General features: G+C 29.9%; 20 protein-coding genes. 8 read left to right on the forward strand and 12 right to left on the reverse strand.

The window, feature by feature from the left end:
• Positions 1–7: 7 nt before the first annotated feature.
• The gene (locus IC214_RS04540) at positions 8–1,390 is read right to left on the reverse strand and encodes a TldD/PmbA family protein (RefSeq protein WP_227482048.1); all 1,383 of its coding nucleotides are present in this window, start codon (positions 1,388–1,390) and stop codon (positions 8–10) included.
• A gap of 232 nt (positions 1,391–1,622) precedes the next feature.
• Between IC214_RS04540 and IC214_RS04545 the strand changes: the two genes are divergently transcribed.
• The 7 genes from IC214_RS04545 (at position 1,623) to IC214_RS04575 (ending at position 10,280) form a co-directional block, all read left to right on the forward strand.
• Positions 1,623–2,837: an FAD-dependent oxidoreductase gene (locus IC214_RS04545; RefSeq protein WP_227866298.1), complete on the forward strand. Its 1,215-nt coding sequence runs from the start codon at positions 1,623–1,625 to the stop codon at positions 2,835–2,837.
• A gap of 199 nt (positions 2,838–3,036) precedes the next feature.
• A complete protein-coding gene (locus IC214_RS04550; protein ID WP_227866299.1) occupies positions 3,037–4,929 on the forward strand; it encodes a sigma 54-interacting transcriptional regulator in 1,893 nt (630 codons plus the stop codon).
• A gap of 267 nt (positions 4,930–5,196) precedes the next feature.
• The gene (locus IC214_RS04555; RefSeq protein ID WP_227866300.1) at positions 5,197–6,171 is read left to right on the forward strand and encodes a 2-keto-3-deoxygluconate permease; all 975 of its coding nucleotides are present in this window, start codon (positions 5,197–5,199) and stop codon (positions 6,169–6,171) included.
• Positions 6,172–6,191: 20 nt separating this feature from the next.
• Entirely contained in the window at positions 6,192–6,467 is a 276-nt protein-coding gene (locus IC214_RS04560) for a UxaA family hydrolase (RefSeq protein ID WP_009891186.1), read from the forward strand.
• Between the two features lie 12 nt (positions 6,468–6,479).
• Positions 6,480–7,643, forward strand: a complete 1,164-nt coding sequence (locus IC214_RS04565) for a UxaA family hydrolase (protein ID WP_227824348.1) — start codon at positions 6,480–6,482, stop codon at positions 7,641–7,643.
• Positions 7,644–8,091: 448 nt separating this feature from the next.
• Positions 8,092–8,820 (forward strand): cache domain-containing protein, encoded by a 729-nt coding sequence (locus IC214_RS04570; RefSeq protein WP_227866301.1) that lies wholly within the window; start codon positions 8,092–8,094, stop codon positions 8,818–8,820.
• A complete protein-coding gene (locus IC214_RS04575; RefSeq protein WP_227866302.1) occupies positions 8,727–10,280 on the forward strand; it encodes a bifunctional diguanylate cyclase/phosphodiesterase in 1,554 nt (517 codons plus the stop codon). The genes IC214_RS04570 and IC214_RS04575 overlap by 94 nt, the downstream gene beginning before the upstream one ends.
• A 62-nt stretch (positions 10,281–10,342) precedes the next feature.
• On the opposite strand, the gene IC214_RS04580 is transcribed toward IC214_RS04575, so the two are convergent.
• The 5 genes from IC214_RS04580 to IC214_RS04600 all read right to left on the reverse strand — a co-directional run bounded on the left by IC214_RS04580 (position 10,343) and on the right by IC214_RS04600 (position 15,601).
• On the reverse strand, positions 10,343–11,683 hold the full coding sequence (locus IC214_RS04580) for an MATE family efflux transporter (RefSeq protein WP_227482043.1): 1,341 nt from the start codon (positions 11,681–11,683) through the stop codon (positions 10,343–10,345).
• An 11-nt stretch (positions 11,684–11,694) separates the two neighbouring features.
• Positions 11,695–12,477, reverse strand: coding sequence for an ABC transporter ATP-binding protein (locus tag IC214_RS04585; RefSeq protein WP_227433986.1), 783 nt, complete (start codon positions 12,475–12,477; stop codon positions 11,695–11,697).
• Between the two features lie 14 nt (positions 12,478–12,491).
• On the reverse strand, positions 12,492–13,514 hold the full coding sequence (locus IC214_RS04590) for a FecCD family ABC transporter permease (protein ID WP_227835203.1): 1,023 nt from the start codon (positions 13,512–13,514) through the stop codon (positions 12,492–12,494).
• A 5-nt stretch (positions 13,515–13,519) separates the two neighbouring features.
• A complete protein-coding gene (locus IC214_RS04595; protein WP_227433984.1) occupies positions 13,520–14,533 on the reverse strand; it encodes a FecCD family ABC transporter permease in 1,014 nt (337 codons plus the stop codon).
• Positions 14,534–14,662: 129 nt separating this feature from the next.
• A complete protein-coding gene (locus IC214_RS04600; RefSeq protein WP_227433983.1) occupies positions 14,663–15,601 on the reverse strand; it encodes an ABC transporter substrate-binding protein in 939 nt (312 codons plus the stop codon).
• A 280-nt stretch (positions 15,602–15,881) separates the two neighbouring features.
• Here IC214_RS04600 and IC214_RS04605 point away from each other — a divergent pair, with 280 nt between their 5' ends.
• Positions 15,882–16,346 (forward strand): hypothetical protein, encoded by a 465-nt coding sequence (locus IC214_RS04605; protein WP_227433982.1) that lies wholly within the window; start codon positions 15,882–15,884, stop codon positions 16,344–16,346.
• Between the two features lie 122 nt (positions 16,347–16,468).
• On the opposite strand, the gene IC214_RS04610 is transcribed toward IC214_RS04605, so the two are convergent.
• The 6 genes from IC214_RS04610 to IC214_RS04635 all read right to left on the reverse strand — a co-directional run bounded on the left by IC214_RS04610 (position 16,469) and on the right by IC214_RS04635 (position 21,494).
• Entirely contained in the window at positions 16,469–16,786 is a 318-nt protein-coding gene (locus IC214_RS04610) for a PTS lactose/cellobiose transporter subunit IIA (RefSeq protein WP_227433981.1), read from the reverse strand.
• An 11-nt stretch (positions 16,787–16,797) separates the two neighbouring features.
• On the reverse strand, positions 16,798–17,529 hold the full coding sequence (gene chbG / locus IC214_RS04615; RefSeq protein WP_227866304.1) for a chitin disaccharide deacetylase: 732 nt from the start codon (positions 17,527–17,529) through the stop codon (positions 16,798–16,800).
• A 22-nt stretch (positions 17,530–17,551) separates the two neighbouring features.
• Positions 17,552–18,862, reverse strand: a complete 1,311-nt coding sequence (locus IC214_RS04620) for a 6-phospho-beta-glucosidase (RefSeq protein WP_227835202.1) — start codon at positions 18,860–18,862, stop codon at positions 17,552–17,554.
• 74 nt (positions 18,863–18,936) lie between these two features.
• Positions 18,937–20,253: a PTS sugar transporter subunit IIC gene (locus tag IC214_RS04625; protein ID WP_227866305.1), complete on the reverse strand. Its 1,317-nt coding sequence runs from the start codon at positions 20,251–20,253 to the stop codon at positions 18,937–18,939.
• 21 nt (positions 20,254–20,274) lie between these two features.
• Positions 20,275–20,586, reverse strand: coding sequence for a PTS sugar transporter subunit IIB (locus tag IC214_RS04630; RefSeq protein WP_227433977.1), 312 nt, complete (start codon positions 20,584–20,586; stop codon positions 20,275–20,277).
• A gap of 203 nt (positions 20,587–20,789) precedes the next feature.
• Positions 20,790–21,494 (reverse strand): GntR family transcriptional regulator, encoded by a 705-nt coding sequence (locus IC214_RS04635; protein ID WP_227433976.1) that lies wholly within the window; start codon positions 21,492–21,494, stop codon positions 20,790–20,792.
• Positions 21,495–21,565 lie beyond the last annotated feature (71 nt).

Here is a 21,565-nt window from a genome sequence, read left to right on the forward strand (position 1 = left end):
ATCCCTCCTATCTTCCACCTACAGTAATTTCTTTTACCCTTATCATAGGTTGACCTACATTAGTTGGTATACTTCCTGATGATGAACCACACATACCCTGAGCTTGTTTTAAGTTATCACCAACCATATCTATATTCATAAGTACATCACTACCTTTTCCAATTAAACTAGCACCTCTAACTGGCTCTTGTATTTCTCCATTTTTTATCAAGTAACCTTCTGAAACTGCAAAATTAAACTCTCCTGTTACAGGGTTTACAGACCCACCACCCATTTTTTTAGCATAAAGTCCATCTGGTATTGACTTTATAATGTCTTCTGGTTTATCTTCTCCAGCAGCAATATAAGTATTAGTCATTCTCGAAGTAGGAGCAAATTTATAATTCTGTCTACGAGAACTTCCTGTAGGATTCATTCCCATTCGTCTACCATTAAGTTTGTCTATCATATAAGACTTCAAAATCCCATTTTCAATCAGTATATTTTTTTGAGCTGGATTTCCCTCATCATCTATATTCATAGAGCCCCAGTAATTTGGTATTGTACCATCATCTATAGCTGTAATCTTCGTAGATGCAATTTGCTGACCTAATTTATCTGCAAATACGGAGTTTCCCTTTGCAACTGATGTAGCTTCTAAAGAATGTCCACAAGCTTCATGAAATATTACTCCACCAAAACCATTATCTATTGCTACCATCATATTACCTGCTGGACAATTTTTAGCATGCAACATAGTATGTGCTACTCTAGCTGATTCTTTTGCATAGTATTCTGGGTCTATATCTTCAAATATTTCAAATCCTTTACAACCTCCAGGTCCTTCAAATCCAGTTTGATTTTCATTACCTTTAGATGCAATTGAACTTATTCCCAGTCTGGTTCTTATTCTTCTATCTTCAACATATATACCTTCAGTGTTTGCAATTAATATTTTTTGGTCTTTATCTGAATAGCTAACACTTACTTGAGATATATCACTACTAAATTCTTTTGCACTCTTATATGCAACCTTCATAACATTTACTTTATCTCTATTACCTATTGAATTTGGATAAATTTTTATATTATGTATGTTATTTATTTTAATACTGTCATTTAATATTACACTTTTTCCATCTTCCAATTTACCTAATGCAACAGCAGCTTTATACGCTACATCCAACAAACTATTTAATGAATTGTCACTTGTATAAGCATATATACTCTTTAACCCTTTAAATATTCTTATTCCTATACCATAGGTTCTTCCACCTATTGCATTTTCTACTTTATTATCTATTAAGCCAATAGAATTATTTATAGTGTCTTCTTCAAAAATCTCAGCAAAATCTCCTCCAGTAACTAGACACTTTTCTAATACCTTTGAAGCAATATCTTTTGAAAGCATAAATTTACCTCCTATTTTAAATTTTTATTTAACTTTTATTCAATCTTTTTTACTTGTTAATCATCATTATATACCAAATTGCTTATGAATAATATTATACATATGTTTTACACTAAAATGTTATCACATTTTTATTTATACATACCCATTTATATAAGAAATTAAAATGTATAATATTATTTACTATAGAAAATAATACACTCATACATAATAAATTTTAGGAGTGAAATATATGAATCAAGAATATGTAAAAGGTAAACCTATTTTTACCAGTATAAATAAAATTCCAAGACAATTTCCATACCTTACTAATGATATTGATACAGATGTTATAATCGTTGGAGGCGGCGTAACAGGATGTATTTGTGCATACTATTTAGCTAAAAATAATATAAAATCAGTTATCCTTGAAAAAGGAAGGATTGCGCATGGAAGTACTAGTGTAACCACATCACTTTTACAGTATGAATTGGATGACAATTTGATAGATTTGACAGAAGTAATGACTCTAACTGATGCCTTAAAAGCTTATAATCTTTGTGTATCAGCACTTGAAGAGTTAGATAAATTTATAGAATTGCATGGAAATAAGTGTGATTATGTAAAAAGAGATACTTTACTTTACACTGCCAATAAACTTGAAATAAAAGCTATAAAAGAAGAATATGATTTAAGAAAAGAAAATGGATTTGATGTTGAGTATATTGATGAATCTACAAATCCTTTTGGTTTTGATTTAAAGTCAGGATTGATAGCAAAAAATGGTGGACGAGAACTAGACCCATATAAATATAGTCAGCATCTCATTGATGTAAGTCTAAAAAAAGGTCTTGAAGTATATGAAAATACAGAAGTAAAAAAAATAGACTTTTCAAATGATAAAGTAACAGCTGAAGTGTCTTATGGTTACAAAGTTTATGGCAAAAAACTAATTGTGGCTACAGGATATAATACAAGTTTATTTACAAATAGAAATTTTGCAACTAAATCTAATACCTTTAATATAGCTACAAAACCACTTAAAGATATTGATTCTTGGAAAGACAATATTTTGATTAGAGACAATTGTGACCCATATAATTATCTAAGAACCACTAAAGATAATAGATTGATTATAGGTGGCGAAGATGTAGACTTTAGTGATATAGAAGATGAGGCTTTAGCAAATAAAAAATATGATATTTTAGAACAAAGGCTAAAGGGCATGTTTAAGGATATAAAAGATATACAAATTGAGTACAAGTATTGTGGTTGCTTTGCTTCTACTTTAGATAACTTAGGTTTTATTGGACCTGATAACAAAAACCATAACTTATGGTACTGTTTAGGCTATGGAGCTAATGGAATACTTTTTGCAATATTAGGAGGTATAATGCTTAGTAAGCTATACCTTGGAGAAGAAGATAAAAATATGAGATTATTTAAGGTAAATAGATTTGACAAATAGATGTTATTATATATTAAAAGACTGTACTAAAAAAACTTTAGAATTCTAAAATCTTATTTTTAGGCAGTCTTTTATAATAATTTATTTAAAAATACTTTATTTAGAATTAAATATAAAGTAAAATATTAAAATATCACTGATAAAATTTAGTTATGATAATAATCTTTAAGTTTATTTGATGAAATATGGAGGAATTATTATGAAAGAAATACTTGTTATTGCTCCTACTAAAGGAACCTATGAAAAATCGATTCACATAGTAAAAAAATATAAGTATACAAACATTGATGTTGTATTTGGTAATTTAAAAGAAGGAATACCACTCGCCGAAAAAAGTATTAACCATGGTACTAGAATTATCATAAGTAGAGGTGGAACTTACAACATGTTAAAAGAAACATATAACATACCTATAGTTGAGATTAAAGTAGATGCTTATGATATTATAGAAAGCTATAAGGAAGTTAAAAATTCAAATGAACCATTTGGGATAATTGGATTTAATAATGTTATATATGGCTTTGATATTATAGAAGAAATATTGAATAAGAAAATAACGATGATTGAAATTGAAAAGGAAGAAGAAATTTATGATGCTATAGAAAAATATAGAAAAAAAGGCATCAATACATATATAGGTGATACTACTGTTGCACATATTGTTGAAAGACTTAATTGTAAGGGAATATTAATTGAATCTAGAGAAGAAAACATACTTAGAGCCATTCAACAAGCTGAACAAATACTCGACGCAACTAAAGATGAGCAAAAAAGAAGATTACAGATAGAAGCTATGACAGATTTTGTACATGATGGAATAATAACAGTTGATAAAAATTTTAAAATCACATTATTTAATAAGAGTGCTGAAAAAATATTTGGTATAAAAAAAGAAAATGCACTTTATCATAATGTTATAGATGTTATTCCAAACACAGTTTTACCTCAAGTAGTTGAAACCATGGAACCACAAATTGGTGAAATACAGAATATAGGAAGTACAAAAATCATTACAAATAGAGTTCCAATTATCGTTGATGGTCAAATTCAAGGAGCAGTTTCTACATTTCAAGACAGTAAGGAAATAAGTTCATTTGAACATACAATAAGAAGAAGTCTATTAAACAAAGGTCTATCTGCTAAATACACATTTGATGATATAATCTATGCAAGTGAAAAAACAAAAGACTGTATAGAAGTTGCAAAAAAATATGCTTGCTATGATACTCCAATGATTATTACAGGGGAATCTGGTGTTGGTAAAGAGTTATTTTGTCAAAGTATTCATAATTATAGCAAACGTAAAAATGCTCCTTTTGTTGCTGTAAATTGTGCTGCAATACCTCCATCTTTAATAGAAAGTGAGTTCTTTGGATATGAGGAGGGCTCATTCACAGGAGCAAGAAAAAAAGGAAAAACAGGTGTATTTGAATTGGCACATGAAGGAACAATCTTTCTCGATGAAATAAGTGAAATTCCAATTGAACTTCAAGGAAGATTATTAAGAGTCTTGCAAGAAAAGCAAGTTATGAGAATTGGTGGTGATAAAGTTATTCCCATAGATGTAAAAATAATTTGTGCTTCAAATAAAGACTTAAAAGATATGATGCGTGACGGTTTATTTAGACGAGACCTTTACTTTAGAATAAATATATTAACATTGTATCTTCCTTCACTCAAGGAGAGAAAAGAAGACATCATAAAATTATCAGAATTTTTCATAAAAAAATATTCAGCTAAATACAATAAGATACCTTTAATTATCACTCCAAATATCAGACAAGCTCTTCTTGAAAAAGAATATGAAGGAAATATAAGAGAATTAGAAGGAATAATCGAGAGAGCTGTTATTATAGAATCATTTGATTCAATTTTATCAGAAAAATACAATAGTGAATATGCAAATACTATAAATGATACAGATAAGGCTAATTTTAAATATAATAACTTAGACTTAAAAACACTAGAAAAGAAATATATCTATAAAGTCTATAATGAAAATAATAGAAACACTACAAAAACTTGTGAAATACTAAAAATCACTCGCTCTACCCTATGGAGAAAATTAAAAGAAATTGAAAGTGATGTTTAAAAATAATACATATATAATATATCGAAACGTTTTATGTTTAATTTTAATACATAAAACGTTTCTTTATTTCTATTTAAAATTCTACTACATAATAAATAGATTATTTTTTTCGCTACATTTTTCTATATAATTTTTTTAATCTAAGCAATCTACAGTATTTTATACGAATATTAAAAATACTTATAAAAATAAAAACTATATAACACCTCTATTGGCATAGTAATTGCTTTTAAGTACTTATATAAAAATTAAAAGGAGTGATACTAGATGCATATCTTAAAATCGGTGAAAAAGATACCAGGAGGACTTATGGTCTGTCCCCTGCTATTGGGAGCACTATTTAATACAGTATGTCCACAGGCTCTTGAAATTGGAGGATTTACAACTTCCTTATTTAAAACTGGTGCAATGAGTATACTTGCTCTATTTTGTCTATGTAATGGCGCTCAAATCAACATAAGACAAGCAGGCAAACCTTTGACTAAGGGCATAGTACTCACGGCAACAAAATTTGTAATTGGTGCAGTACTAGGTATTATTGTTAGTAAATTCATTGGGCCTAAAGGCATAATTGGTATTACACCTCTTGCTATAGTTGCTACTATGACTAATTCAAATGGAGGTCTCTTTGCTGCTCTTGCTGGTGAATATGGAGATTCTACAGATGTTGGTGCGATATCTATCTTATCTCTAAATGATGGTCCATTTTTTACGATGCTTGCCTTTGGAGTAACTGGACTTGCAAATGTGCCTATAGTAGCTTTATTTGCAGCACTCATACCAATATTACTTGGATTTATACTTGGTAATCTCGATGAAGATATACGAGAATTTCTTGCACCTGGTACAACATTGTTAATACCTTTCTTTGCTTTTCCTTTAGGAGCTGCATTAAACTTTAACCAAATTATAACTGCTGGATTCCCTGGAGTTATACTAGGTCTTGCTGTAACTCTAATAACAGGTATGGGTGGATATTTTGTAATGAAACTTATACGTGCAGAACATCCAGCAGTAGGTGCAGCTACTGGTACGACAGCAGGTAATGCGGCTGGTACTCCTGAAGCTTTAGCCGCTATTGACCCTACACTTGCTACAATTGCGGCTGTTTCAACAGTACAAGTTGCTGCAGCTATCATTGTTACAGCAATATGCTGTCCAATGCTCGTCTCCTATTTGGATAAAAGAGAAAAAAGAAAAAAAGCTATTTTTAAAACAAATAAAAACATAGAAATAAACTAATATTTTTAGGAGGTAAAAATATGAATGCAATTATTCATGCAAATGAAAAAGACAATCTAGTTACATGTGTTAGACCTTTAGTTAAAGGTGAAAAAGTTTCAATTGATGGAAAATCTTATATAGTAAATGATAATATTCCTGTTTTTCATAAAATGGCTACAGAAGATGTGAAAAAGGGTGATGTTGTTTATAAATATGGAGAGATTATAGGAATTGCAACAGTTGACATAAAAACTGGTGACTATGTTCATGTACATAATATTGAAAGTACGCGTGGTCGCGGAGATAAAAAATAGGAGGTAATAAAAATGAAATTAATGGGTTATTTAAGAGAAAATGGACAATATGGTATTCGTAATCATATTTTAGTTATTCCAACATCTGTCTGTTCAAGTGAGACAGCTACAAGAGTTGCAGCACTTGTTCCTGGAGCAATAGCTATCCCACACCAACATGGATGTTGTCAAATTGGCTCTGATATAGAGCTTACAGAAAAAACATTGATAGGATTTGGTAAAAACCCTAATGTAGCTGCTGTTTTAGTAGTTGGACTTGGATGTGATGGTATTCAAGCAAAAGATTTAGCATCTGAAATATCTACAACAGGAAAAAAAGTCGACTATGTTGTTATACAAGAATGTGGTGGAACACTAAAAGCAATAGCTAAAGGTGCTGAAATAGCAAGTCAGATGGCTCGTGAAATATCAAAAGAAGTAAGAGTTGAATTTGATATGAGCGAAATTACATTGGCACTTGAATGTGGTGGCTCTGACCCAACAAGTGGAATTGCATCAAACCCTTCAATAGGAATTGCATCAAATCTTCTTATAGATGAGGGTGGCAGTAGTATATTAAGTGAGACTACAGAAGTAATTGGTGCAGAACATTTATTGGCTACTCGCTTTGAAGATGAAAACATGAAAGAAAAATTTCTTAAATTTGTAAATGATGTAGAAAAAAGAGCAATTACTATGGGAGAAGATTTACGTAGTGGTCAACCTACTCCAGGTAATAAAGCTGGTGGATTATCAACAATTGAAGAAAAATCACTTGGCTGTATGTATAAAGCAGGGAACAAACCATTCAAGGGTGCTCTTGAATATGCTGAGATTTTACCTTCAGATAAAAAAGGTTTATATTTTATGGATACTCCAGGTCAAGATATAGATTCTATCACTGGTATGGTGGCAGGTGGTGCACAGATTGTAATCTTCTCAACTGGTAGAGGTACTCCAACAGGAAGCCCAATTTCGCCAGTTATTAAAATTACTGGAAACAGTGATACATACAATAAAATGATAGATAATATCGATATAAATGCAGGTAGAATTATAACAGAGGGCGCTAAAATTAAAGATATAGGTAAGGAAATATTCGATGAAATAGTGGAAGTATGTAATGGTAAACACACTAAAGCTGAAAGCCTTGGCCATAGAGAATTTGGTATTTACAGAATTGCATCTACTTTCTAGTTTGTAATAAATATAAGGTATTGTTTTATGAATTCAATATTTATACATATACTATAAATTAAAAATCTTTTATAAATGTTTTTTCAACCTCAAAAAGGACTGTATCAAAATAGTTAAAATAATTTTGAAAACAGTTCTTTTTTTATTTATAAAATATTCTAATTCATAACAATATTATTTAATTAAATTCCAGTATAAATTATAAGAATAGCTTCTCTACTTTTTAAAATAATTTACATAAGAATAGACGTAAAGATAAAATTTAGTACCTTCACAGATAGAAATATTTGGTATAATATGTCTGAGAGGAGTCTTCTTTGTAAGCCAATAAAGGATGGAGGATGGAACATAAAAAATGTATACTAAAAGCGTACAAAATAAAAAAATAATAATTACCTTATTACTAACACTCCTTATAATTGTGTCCTTAGTTTGTGTTTCTTTTGTTATGACACTGCGTAAAGTAACTCATCGTGAAACAGAGCGGTATCTTACAGAAATCTCAGAGAGTGTCTCCACTACAATTAATGAAAAATGTAAAAGTATATTTAAAATATTATACTCTATAGGAGATACTTACTTTCAGTTTAGTGATAACAATAAAAATGTCACTGAATATTTATCTAAAAAATCAAAATTACTGAAGTTTGATTGGTTAGGTGTTGCTGATTCTAGTGGGAATTTTATAGGCACTGATGAAAGTACAGGTAATGTTAGAGGGCAGTATTTTTATAGAAAAGCTCTTCAAGGTGAAGAGACAATTACTCCAATCAAATCTCAATCTGGTATATATGGAATTTTATATTCTGTACCACTTTATAAAGATGATAAAATAACTGGAGCTATTACTGCTTGGAATACTCTTGATACTATGAGAACGTTACTAAGCGTGGAGAGTTTTGGTGGTGAAGGATTTTCTCAAATCATTGACAAAAATGGAAATTTCATTGTAAGTTCGGACAACAAAAACGCACCAAAAAATGTTGTGAACTTTTTTGACACAATTAAAAAACATGGAAGCTATACTGGTAAAGATACTCTTAGAGAAATGAAGACAAATTTAAAAGAGAACAAAAAGGTTCTATGTACTTTACATTGGATGATGGTATTTATAAAGCTATGCACTATGTTCCTCTGGAAGAGGAAAACCTATATCTACTTTCAATTGTTCCAGTAAAGGTAGCAAATGCACAGTTTGATTTACTTCTAAAAAAAGCAGTCTTTATCAACATTTTAATTATTATATTATTTTTATTACTTATCATATTAATTATATTTATAAATCGCAAAAATAGAGAGCAACTTATAAAAATCGCCTATGTAGACCCTGTAACTAAAGGCTATAGTAAGGCACGTTTTGATATGGAAGCTAAAGCAATCATAGAATCAACTTCAGCAGGAACCTATTCATTAGTATCTATAAATATTAATAAATTCAAACTTATTAATGATTCTTTTGGTAGTGATGCTGGAGATAAAACATTAAAATATATACATGATGTAATTGCTAATTATTTGGAACGAGAAGAATTACTTTGTAGAGTTTCTAATGACCAGTTTAATATTCTTATTAAAACTATTTCACAAAAAGAAATTCTTAAGTACATAGAAAATATTACAAATGATATTAACAGTTTTAACAAAGATAAAGAATGTAAATATTTTATAGCTCTTTCTATAGGTGTCTATAAAATTGATGACCCAAATATACCACTAGTATCAATTCAAGACCGTGCAAATGTAGCACGAAAAAACATTAAAGGAAATACTGTAACTCATCCACTTTACACATGTGTATTTTATAGTGATTTAGAACGTTTGAGAATGCTTAAAGAAAAAGAAATGGAAAATAGAATGGAAGAAGCATTAGATAATAATGAATTTGTAGTCTATCTCCAACCTAAAGTAGATCTTAAAAACAATAATATTGTAGGTGCAGAAGCATTAGTGCGATGGCAAGACCCAGATAGAGGTCTTATTCCACCAAATGATTTTATTCCTTTTTTTGAAAAAAATGGCTTCATCATCAAACTTGACCATTATGTGTTTGAAAAATCGTGTGCCATGATACGAAAATGGATAGATAATGGGGAAACTCCAATACCTATTTCAGTTAATTTTTCACGTGCTCATTTAAATAATAAAGATTTTTTAGAAAAATACAAAACAATTCGTGATAAATACGATGTCCCTGCTAAACTTTTGGAAATCGAATTAACTGAGACACTCATCTTTGATAACTTACAAATGTTACTCAATGTAATAGACCAAATCCATGAGGAAGGTTTTCAATGTTCACTAGATGATTTTGGAAGTGGATATTCTTCACTTAACATGCTAAAAGAAATAAAAGTTGATACTCTAAAACTTGACCGAGCATTTTTTAGTTCTCCCAACGCAGATAATGTATCTGAAAATTATGTAATAGAATCTGTAGTTGAGCTAGCAAAAAAATTAAATATGAATAGTGTATCAGAGGGTGTTGAAACAATCTTACAGATGGAATATCTAAAGAAAATTAATTGTGATATGATACAAGGATATGTTTTTTCTAAACCTATTCCTCAAGAAATATTTGAAAAAATGACTTTTGGAAAAACACTAGATGAAGTCAATACAAACGATGCTGTAAAATAATATCCTGTCTCTATAAAATGATTTTAATCATTTTGAGACAGGACTTTTTATTTTTCAACATCTTATGCTTGATTCATCTTAAATTCTCGTCTTAAGAACAATAATACAATTATCATAGCAATAAAATCTGCAATTGGCTGTGCTAACCAAACTCCATCTAAATTAAATCGAATTGGAAGTACAATAATTAATGGTATAAATAAGATAAACTGTCTCAAAAGAGTCAAAAACATAGAATGTTTAACTTTACTCACACATTGAAAATACACAGGCCCAACAATAGAAATCCCCATTATAGGTAAGGTGATTAAATTTATATTTATACCTCTTACAGCTATTTCCATTAGATTTGAATCTTTATTGAATATGCCAACAAATACTTCAGGGTATACCTGCACTACTAAAAATCCAAAAGATAATATAACTATAGATACTATGATAGACAATATTAAGGTTTTCTTTGCACGTTCAAATTGCTTTGCTCCATAATTATATGATATTATAGTTTGCATACCTTGATTTAGACCAAATACTGGCATCATAAACATCAATAAAATAGATGTAAGAGCTGTCATAGCTCCAATAGCTAAATCTCCACCATAAGCCTTTAGAGAGTTATTAGTAAATACATGAGTTATACTTATAGCTACTTCCATTGCAAATGGTGTCATACCTATTGCAAATATTTTTTTTATTATATTTGTATCTAATTTTAAATTGTATTTTTTTAATTTTAAATTAGATTTTCCTCTTATAAAATAATGTGCTACCCAAGTAAACACCACTACTTGACAGAGTACAGTTGCTATAGCTGCTCCTTTTATACCTAAGTTAAACACAAATATGAATATTGGGTCTAATATCAAATTTAGTATACAACCTACTATCATTGTTCTAGCTGCTAACTTAGGATTTCCCTCTGCTCTAATTGCATTATTTAAAGAAAATGCAATTAGATTAAATGGAGTTCCAACCAATATAACACTCATATAGTCTTTTGCATAAGATATTGAATCTTTGCTTGCTCCCAAAAGAAAAAGTATGTCTTCTAAAAAAACTAATCCTAATACAGTTATAATTATAGAAATAATTATAGATAGTGTAAGGGCATTACCCAATATTTTTTCCGCTTCTTTTTTATTTCTTTCTCCTAGCTTTATAGACAAGCTTGTACTAGCACCTACTGATACTAACATTCCAAAAGCTATTATCAGTGTAAACACTGGCATAGTTACACCAAGTCCTGCAATAGCTATAGACCCAACTCCTTCCATAGAACCAATAAAGGCTCTATCTACTACATTGTAAAGCGATGTTACCATCATAGCTATTATTGCAGGTATTGAGTATCTAAATAATAAAATCCATATTTTTTCATGTCTTAATGCTTCTTGATTTTCCATGTTGTCACCATTTATACCATGTCATAAGTTATACAAATTGGTTTATTTGTCCTTGGGTCTGTAGCTATTTCTGCATCGATATTAAACAACTCCTTCAGATTGTCTTTTGTCATAACATCGTATGCATTACCTTGACAAACTATCTTACCTTTCTTAATACCTATCATGTGGTCAGCAAATCTTGCTGCGTTATTAAGTTCATGTATTACCATGACAATAGTTCTTCCTTGTTTTTTGTTTAATTCCTCTAATAATTTTAGTATTTCTAATTGATGAGCTAAATCTAAATATGTTGTAGGCTCATCTAACAAAAGTATATCAGTCTCTTGTGCCAAAGCCATAGCTATCCATGCTCTTTGTCTTTGTCCGCCTGACAAATCTTCCATATTTCTATCCTTAAATTCTGAAATTCCAGTAACTTCTAAGCTCCAATTTACAATATCTCTGTCTTCTCTACTAGAATTTCCAAATCCACTTTTATGAGGGAATCTTCCATATGAAATTAGCTCTGAAACAGTAAGCCCGCTAGGAGCTTGAGGGCTTTGTGGAAGTACAGCCATACTCTTTGCTATCTCCTTAGATTTTTTCTTATATATATCTTCTCCATTTATATATATACTTCCATTTTTAGGGCTAATAATTCTCCCTATTGTTTTAAGTATTGTAGACTTTCCACAACCATTAGCCCCTATTATAGTAGTTATTTTTCCTTTTGGTATATTTAAATTTAAATCTTTTATAATATCGGTATTTCCATATGATACATTTAGATTTTTAGTATTTATACAATTCATAATAACACCCTTTCCTAATCATTTGACAACATTAAATAAATAAAGTATGGTACTCCTATTATGGATACAACTATACCTACTGGTATTTCTATAGGAGCAAGAAGATTTCTAGATATAGTGTCTGCCACTAAAAGTAATAATGTACCTATCAGCGCTGATACTGGTATTAGTCTTTTATGTCTCGGACCTATTATCTTTCTTCCTATGTGTGGTGCTATTAAACCTAAAAACGAAATACTACCTGCTACTGATGTTGATACACCAGATAAAATTACTGCATATATTATGAGTCTTCTTCTTTGCTTCTCCACATCTACACCAAGACTTGTAGACACTTCATCACCTAAGTTCAAGACATCAATATACTTAGCCTTATACATAGTTATTCCCATAAAAATCACTATAAATGGAAGTACAGCTATTACATATTTCCAACTAGTTCCCCAAATGCTACCTGATGTCCATACCATAACTCTATTAAATTCTTGTGTTGTAAATTTCAATTGAAATATCGTCAAAATTGAAGTAAAAGCTATATTTACACCTATACCAATCAGTAGTAACCTTGATGAATTTATTCCACCTTTCCATGCAAGAGAATATATCAAAAATGCTCCAAACAAAGCTCCTACAAGTGCAACAACTGGCATTGTAAATACAGTGAGATTACTCATACCTTCATAAACATTACCATTCATAAGATATATATAAACTACTACAAATAATGCTGCTCCTGAATTTATACCCAAAATTCCAGAGTCAGCCAAATCATTCTTTGTAACTCCTTGAAGTATTACACCTGCTGTTGATAATGCTGAACCAACCAATAAAGCTATTATTATCCTTGGCAATCTCAGTTTAAATATTGCAATTTCATGATTACGTTGACCTTGTCCTATAAAAGTCTTTATGACATCCATTGGTTCTATAGAAAATGAACCTAAATTTAAACTAACTAGAAAAGCAACAAAAATAAGTACCATTAAAATTGAAATAACAAGTAAAGTTTTAGAATTTGTTTTTATAATATTTTTCATAGCACCTATTTATTCCCCTTTCTAACAAGATATATAAATATTGGAACTCCTATAAGAGCTGTTATAGAGCCCACTGGAGTCTCATATGGAGGATTTATCATTCTACTTAATATATCCGTATATACAAGTAGCACAGCTCCTAGAACCAAAGAACTTGGTATTATATACTTATAATCTGAGCCTACTATTCCTTTAGCTATCTGAGGAACTATAAGACCTATAAAAATAATATTACCTGATACTGAAACAGATGCTCCAGTCATTAATATTACTAATACTATACATATAAATCTAACAATGTCAGTTTTTTGCCCTAACCCTATTGCCACTTCTTCTCCAAGACTTAGGATAGTTATTCTTGGGGCCATAATCATAGATAGGATAAATCCAATACCTCCAACTATAAATAATAGTTTTATCCCTTCCCACGTTACGCCTACAAGTCCTCCTGATATCCAAAAACTTAATTGCTGAGATAGATTAAAGTACATAGATATTGCAGAGGCCAAAGAAATTAACAATGTACCAAGAGCTACCCCTGCAAGAGCTAATTTTACATTATTAACTCTTCCTCTTGATTTTGAACTTACAAAATATATAAATAAACCACTTATACTTGCTCCAATAAATGCAAATATCATTACACTAAAGTTCCCATGTATAAGTTTAGGAAATTTTTGTTGAAGTACTAATGATATTGCAATAGCAAATGTAGCTCCCTGTGTAATTCCTATAACAGAAGGTTCAGCTATAGGATTTCTTGTTATTCCTTGCATTATAGCACCTGAAACTGCTAAAAATCCTCCAACAAGTGCTGCTGCTATTGCCCTTGGAAGTCTAACATCCTTCACTATTCTCATATTTATTCCATCTTCCATATTTATTAAACTACTTATAACAGTCGATAGATTCATATCTTTAGCCCCAATAGTTATGGATAATACAATTCCAAATACAAGTGCAACTATACTTATTAATATCAACGAATAAGTCAGATTTTTTTTACTAAGTGTAGTCAATTATCCTACCTCCTTTTCCCTTTTAATTCTAGTGCAGTAATATATTTATTAAGTATTTTATGATTTTAAACTTATTAAAAATAGGTGTGAAAAATGAACATCATTATCTCACACCTAATAAGTTAAGAATTACTTTGTTAATTCATTTTTAACTGATTCTAATAACAACTCTTTTCCAATTGGATTATATGATTGGCTGAAAAATGGAGCTGCATCAAGTATTGTTACGTTTCCATCTTTTACTGCTCTCATTTGAGCCCATATAGCACTATTTTCTAAATCTTTTTTATCTGATTCTGTAGCTATCACAATTATATGGTCTGCATCTATATCTGTAAGACCCTCCATACTTACCATTGGCAATGTTATTCCATCTTGCTTTGGCATATTTTTAGGTCTAGCTAATTTCATATCATCATTAATTAAAGTTCCAATTCCTCCATCACTAAACACCATAAATTGTCCCGAACTTGCTAATACTGGTAAATAAGTTTTTTCTCCATTTTTTTCTACAACTTCTTTACCTAGTTTTGTAGCTTTTTCATCATACTTTTGTAACCAATCCTTAGCTTCGTCTTCTTTATCAAATATTTTTGAAACATCAGTTAACTTACTTCTCCAGTCATTTGCATAATCTTTCATCATGACTACAGGAGCTATTTCTTTTAATTGGTCATAGATTTTTTCTTGTCTTTGACTCATTATTATTAAATCTGGATTTGCTTCTAATATAGCTTCCATATCCATAGTATCCATCATAGAGTGACCTACTATCTTTACATCTTTAAGTTCTTCTCTTATGTAACTTGGCAATTTATCAGTTTCATATGAGTCTACATTTGCCGTTGCAATAGGTTTATGACCAGCTATTAACAATTCCTCACTACTTCCTGATATATCAACTATTTTTTTAGGATTTGATGGTATCTTCACCTCTCCCTTAACAGATTGTACAACTCTTGTATCTGATTTTTCTTTATTATCTGTGTTACTATCTGAACATGCCGTAACAAGTACTAACGTAGTTATAATAGATATAAATATTGCTAATGATTTTATTTTTTTCATGATTATTTCTCCTACTTGTTTATTATACTTATATGATATTGATTATCATAAGCACATATTTATTATAGCATTTTTCTAGTTTTAGTCAATATTATTTTGCAAAAGGATAAAAATTCCTAATTAATCTTAATTAAATATACTATAGATAAGGTTTTCTTTCATTGAACAATAAATTTTATATCTGTTCTTTATGTAAATATAATAAATAGAATGACTTTTCAGTTAAACAATGATAAAATGCAAGATACAGAATAGTAATTTAGTAAGGAGGATTTAAAGCGTGGTACATTTAGTATATTGTGATAATGCAGGTAAAAAAGGAGAAAAGGTATTAGATAAAATTTTAGCTGGAACGAAGACAATGGTAATTAGAGGTGCTGCTGGTAGAAAAATACCACATAGCAGAGTATTTCAAGGAGAGTTACTTTATTTTATGGAAAAAGGAACTTCAAGAATTTCTGCAAAAGCTACTGTTAAAAAAGTAGACAACTATATTAAATTAACAGAAGACGAAATTTGCAAAGTTCTAGATGAAAATCAACCAAAACTAAATTTATCTGATAAGCAAAAAGTTCGTTGGCATAAAAAATGCTTATGCTTAGCTGAATTTGAAAATGTTCAAGAAATAACACCTCTTGATTTCGACCATCAAGGAAATATGGATGATTGGCTTATTATTGAAAAAATTGAAGATGTAGTTGTAGGTACTAGTATACCTTACAATTACGAGAAATCTAAATTTTAGAACATTAATAAAAGAATAATAAATTGCTAAGTTATAACTTTTTAACATATTTTAATAAAAAAGAGTGTTTTTAATAATTATAGAAATTATTAAAAACACTCTTTCATAATAGTTAAATTAGACTACTTGCTCTCCAATCTTTCATACAAATCTACAAATTCTTCTGCTAGTTGTTGAAAGTTCATAGATGTCATTAAATGGTCTTGTGCATGAACTAATATAACACTCATTTCAGTTTTATTACCACTAGCTTCATTTTGTATTAATTCTGTTTGGAATTTATGTGCTTTATGAATTGACTCTTTTGACTTTTCAATACACTCTCTAGCTTCATCTATATTTCCGTTCTTTGCTTCTTTTATAGCTTCAAAAGCTAGACCTTTTGCATCGCCTGCAAATCCAATTATTCCAAAAGATATTTCTATCATCTTCTCATCCATCTGTATACCTCCTAAATATCTCTATAGCTTGATATGACTAATCTATTTTCTCTCAAAAACTCTTTGACTTTTTTAGATGTAAGTATTTTATGCTCTTTTGTTCTATCAATTGCATAAGATGTAGAATTTAAAATATAATCATCTAAAAAAGCTGGGTGAGACATAATATCCACTACATCATACTTCATTATTTCTTCTATATTTTTTATAAAATACTCTTCACTCACATTTTCTTTATAAAAGCTATCTATTAATGGAACTATTTTTGAATACTCTAAATCGTATTCAAACCCTCCTCTTATTGGAAGATTATACTTATTTACAATTTTCTCTATTACTGGTTTTAAATTTACTAAGGTATGAATATGATGATGACTATCTAAATGAGATATGTCTATTCCAAGTTCTTTTACTCTCTCTATTTGAGCACAAAGTTCTTCATAAATCTCATCATAATCCATTTTTTTAATAATTTCGTCTGTAATTCTTCTAATAAAAAAACCTTCTTTATCAACAATAGTTTTTAAGTTAGACAATAATGGTCTACCACAACTTAAAGTCATATGAACTCCACAATTTAAATCTCTATTTTCTTTAAGTAGCTTTACTCCATGTTCTACACCAGGCATATTTGCCATCATAGATGTGGACTTAACTATTCCATTATTATGAGCTGATATTATACCATAATTCACAGCTTCGCAATATCCAAAGTCATCTGCATTTATTATAATTTTAGTCATACCATAACCTACTTTCTATAAACTATCTATTAAATCTAGGAAGATAATCTTTATGAGCTTCTAACATTTCATCTAATATAGTTTTTGCCAAATCATCCGATGGAATCAATGGATTTATACAAAGTGCCAATAAAGCAGATTCATAATCTCCATATACAGCTGCTTTGGCTGCTAAAACTTCAAATGACTTAATTTGACTTACTAACCCATGTACAGAATCTGGTAAATAGCCTATACTTAATGGTCTTGGTCCATTTTTTGTTATTACACTACTTACTTCTACCGCCTGCTCATCTTTAAAGTCTCTTATAGCCCCATTATTTAATGTATTAACTACTTGGATGTCTTTTTTATCATTGTAGATAGAACTTATTAGATTACAAGCAGCATCACTATAATAAGCTCCTCCTCTTTTTTCAAGTTGAGGTGGTTTTATATCTAGCTTTTCATCTTTATATAGTTCAAATAATTGTTCTTCTAATTCTTTAACCACTTGACCTCTAGCTTTTCCCTCTTTAAATTCTATTAACTCATCTTCAAGCATTTCTTTAGTTTTATAATAATATCTATGATATGGGCAAGGTATAGCACCTAAAGATTTTATAAAATCAGCATTAAAATCAATTGCCTTTATATTTTGCATGCTTATATCTGCTTTAACAAATTTATCTATTGCTTCTTTTGTAACATCTTCTCCGTCTAAAGCTACATTAAGACCATAAACCATATGATTAAGACCTGCAAAATCCATACTTATTCTATCACTTTCTACATTGAATAGTTTAGCTACATCATTTTTTAAATGAATTGGTACATTGCATAGACCTATATATTTTTTAAAGTTAGTGTATTTGAATACAGCTTCTGTTATTATTCCTGTTGGATTTGTAAAGTTCACCATCCATGCATTTGGACATAATTCTTCCACATCTTTTATTATATCAAATATAACTGGTATTGTACGAAGAGCTTTAAACAACCCACCTGCACCATTAGTTTCCTGTCCCATAACTCCATGAGATAAAGGAATAGTTTCATCTTTAATTCTTGCATCTAAAAGACCTACTCTAAGTTGTGTTGTTACAAAATCTGCGTCTTTTAAAGCTTCTCTTCTATCTAAAGTAAGATTTATTTTCATATCTACTCCAGCTTTTTTTACCATTCTTTTAGCTAGATTTCCTACTATCTCTAGTTTTTCTTTTCCATCTTCTATATCTACAAGCCATAACTCCTTTACAGGTAGCTCCTTATATCTATTTATAAAACCTTCTACAAGTTCAGGAGTATAACTTGAACCTCCTCCAATTGTAACTATTTTTAGCCCATTTTTCATCTCATTATACCATCCTTACTTATAATTTAGTATATATTACAAAACTTTATCTATTTATTTCCGAATAAAATTACCTAGTTGTCAATTTTTGTTAATTTTTTAGCTTCCATTTTTTCAGATGCTATAACAAACGGAATATATATTAATATTGACAATATTAAATTAAATAGTGCTAAAGCTCCTCCAGTCCAATCACCTGTAGCCATTGCCCCACCTAATATAGGAGGTGTTACCCAAGGTATTTTAGGTAAAATTACTGGTGCTACTAATCCAAAATCTATTGCTAAATATGATACAGCACTACATACTACTGGTGCAAGTACAAATGGAATCATAAAAATAGGATTTAAAACTATTGGAAGCCCAAATATTAATGGTTCTCCTATGTTAAATATTGCTGGAGGTCCCCCTAACAATATCATCTCTTTACGTCTTCTCCCTGCTATTAATAAAGCTACAATTAATCCTAATACCATTCCTGAACCACCTAAATACACAAATGCATCAAAGAATGAACCTGCAAGTACATGATAGCCTTCAGTTGCACCTGCTTGAGCTAAGGCAGCGTTTTCTCCACCTAATTTCATAAGTATTGTTTCTGTAAAAGGAAGTGCTATATTTGCACCATGAAGACCAACAGTCCAAAGTATATGAATTATAAATGCAATAAGCATTGTAGAACCTAAACTATCAGCTACATTTGATAGTGGTGCTCCTAAGTAAGTATTCAAAATATCTGTTAAGAAATTTCCATCTGAAAGCATTTTTATAAATATTCCTATTACAGTAAATATCATTATAGTCAACATTCCTGGTATTAACTTTGCAAATGATCTTGAAACTGCTGGTGGAACTCCATCTGGCATTTTTATAGTTAATTTCTTTACTTTAGATAATCTTACAAATATCTCAGCAGACAACAACCCTATTAATATAGAAGAAAATAGTGCTGCTGTTCCTAAGTAAGTCTGTTGTATCATTCCCCATCCTTCAACTGCGCTAATACCACCTTCTGGAACTATCTTACCAATTTGTGGAGCCATTATAAAAAAGATAGATAGTGCTATAAGACCAGCTTGTAATCCATCACTTTCATAAGACTTTGCTAGGAAATAGGCAACACCTATTACTAAAAATACTGCCATCGTACCTATAGCTCCCCACCAAAGGTCTCCTCCAAACATAGTCCAATTTTCTCCAAATATACTTGCCATCAGATTTTTATATGCTTCTAATGGCAAGTTGTTTATCAATGTTCCCAATGCACCTACCATAGTTATAGGTATCATTGCTATAAATGCATCCCTTACTGCTACTAAGTGCCTTTGAGCTCCTACCTTTGCAGCTACAGGCACTATATATTTATCCATAAATGACATGAATTTTTCCATTTTACATCCTCCAGTACAACTTTATTTTGAATTATTTAATTCCACTGCTCTATCTAAGACAGCTTTCCCATTACATCTTCCATAATCCATCATATTTATAACTTCTACTGGAATATTATATGGTTTTGCCATTTCAGTTGCTTTTCCTAATACATATCTAACTTGAGGTCCTAAAAGTAAGACATCACAATTTTCTATTTCATTTTTTAAGTTCACTTCTGATATAGCCCATATTTTTGCTTCTATACCGTTTTCCTTCGCGGCATTCTCCATTTTTGTAACCAATAAACTAGTTGACATCCCTGCTGAACAAGCTAACATTATTTTTATCATTTTCTTACCTCCAAATTAGAATTTATTAAGTATCTTTTTAAGTCATAATATCTTTAAACTATACATTTAAAGTGTCCTTATTTATTAATTTTTATTTTAATGTATATATTTTATTTTTAAATGTATATACATTTATTTCTTGATATTATTATATATCAAATGTATATACATTTCAAGAAAACTTTTTCATTTTTTCTTAATTTTTATTCGACAACAGCACTTAAAGTTAAAGTATATCCATGATGATATGTGTGTGAGTATTCAAAAACCTCACTATTTTGTAACTTACAAACTTGATTTATATATAAAAGTGCTTCTGGTTCTTCAATTTCTAAATTAGTCATACATTCCTCATTTGATATTACAGCTTGTACTTCTCTCTCTGACATAGCTATTTTATATCCACATACTTCTTCCACAAAATTATAAAGTGAATTTTCACAATGAATTTTATTTAAATTTGGAAATAACTTAACTGGCATATATGTAATCATATATGAAACCCTCGTTTCATCTGCCAATCTTACTCTTTTTATCTCCCATACATTTTCTCCTAAGCTAATATTCAATTTACTTGATAATTCTTCGTCTGCTTGAACTATTTCAAGAGATACCAATATATTAGATACTTTATAGCCTTTACTTTCCATCTCCTTAGTAAATCCACTTACAGAAGATATATTATCATATATTTTATTTGCGAGTACTATACTTCCTACACCTCTTTGCCTAGTTATATAACCTTCCTTAACTAGATTATTTAATGCTGACCTTACAGTCATTCTAGTCACATTAAATTCTTCACTTAATTGCTTTTCAGATGGGATTAAATCCCCTTCTTTCAAACTATCTGAATTTATTAATTCTCTTACATGATTTTCTATAACTTTATAAATTGGTTCTTTCATTTAATTCACTCCTAATCAATTCGAACTTTTATATGATAAGTTAATTTTATATACAAATAAACAAAATGTCT

Origin of the sequence: Clostridioides sp. ES-S-0190-01, from assembly GCF_020658275.1 — a bacterium.
In the GTDB taxonomy this organism is placed as follows: Bacteria; Bacillota; Clostridia; order Peptostreptococcales; family Peptostreptococcaceae; genus Clostridioides.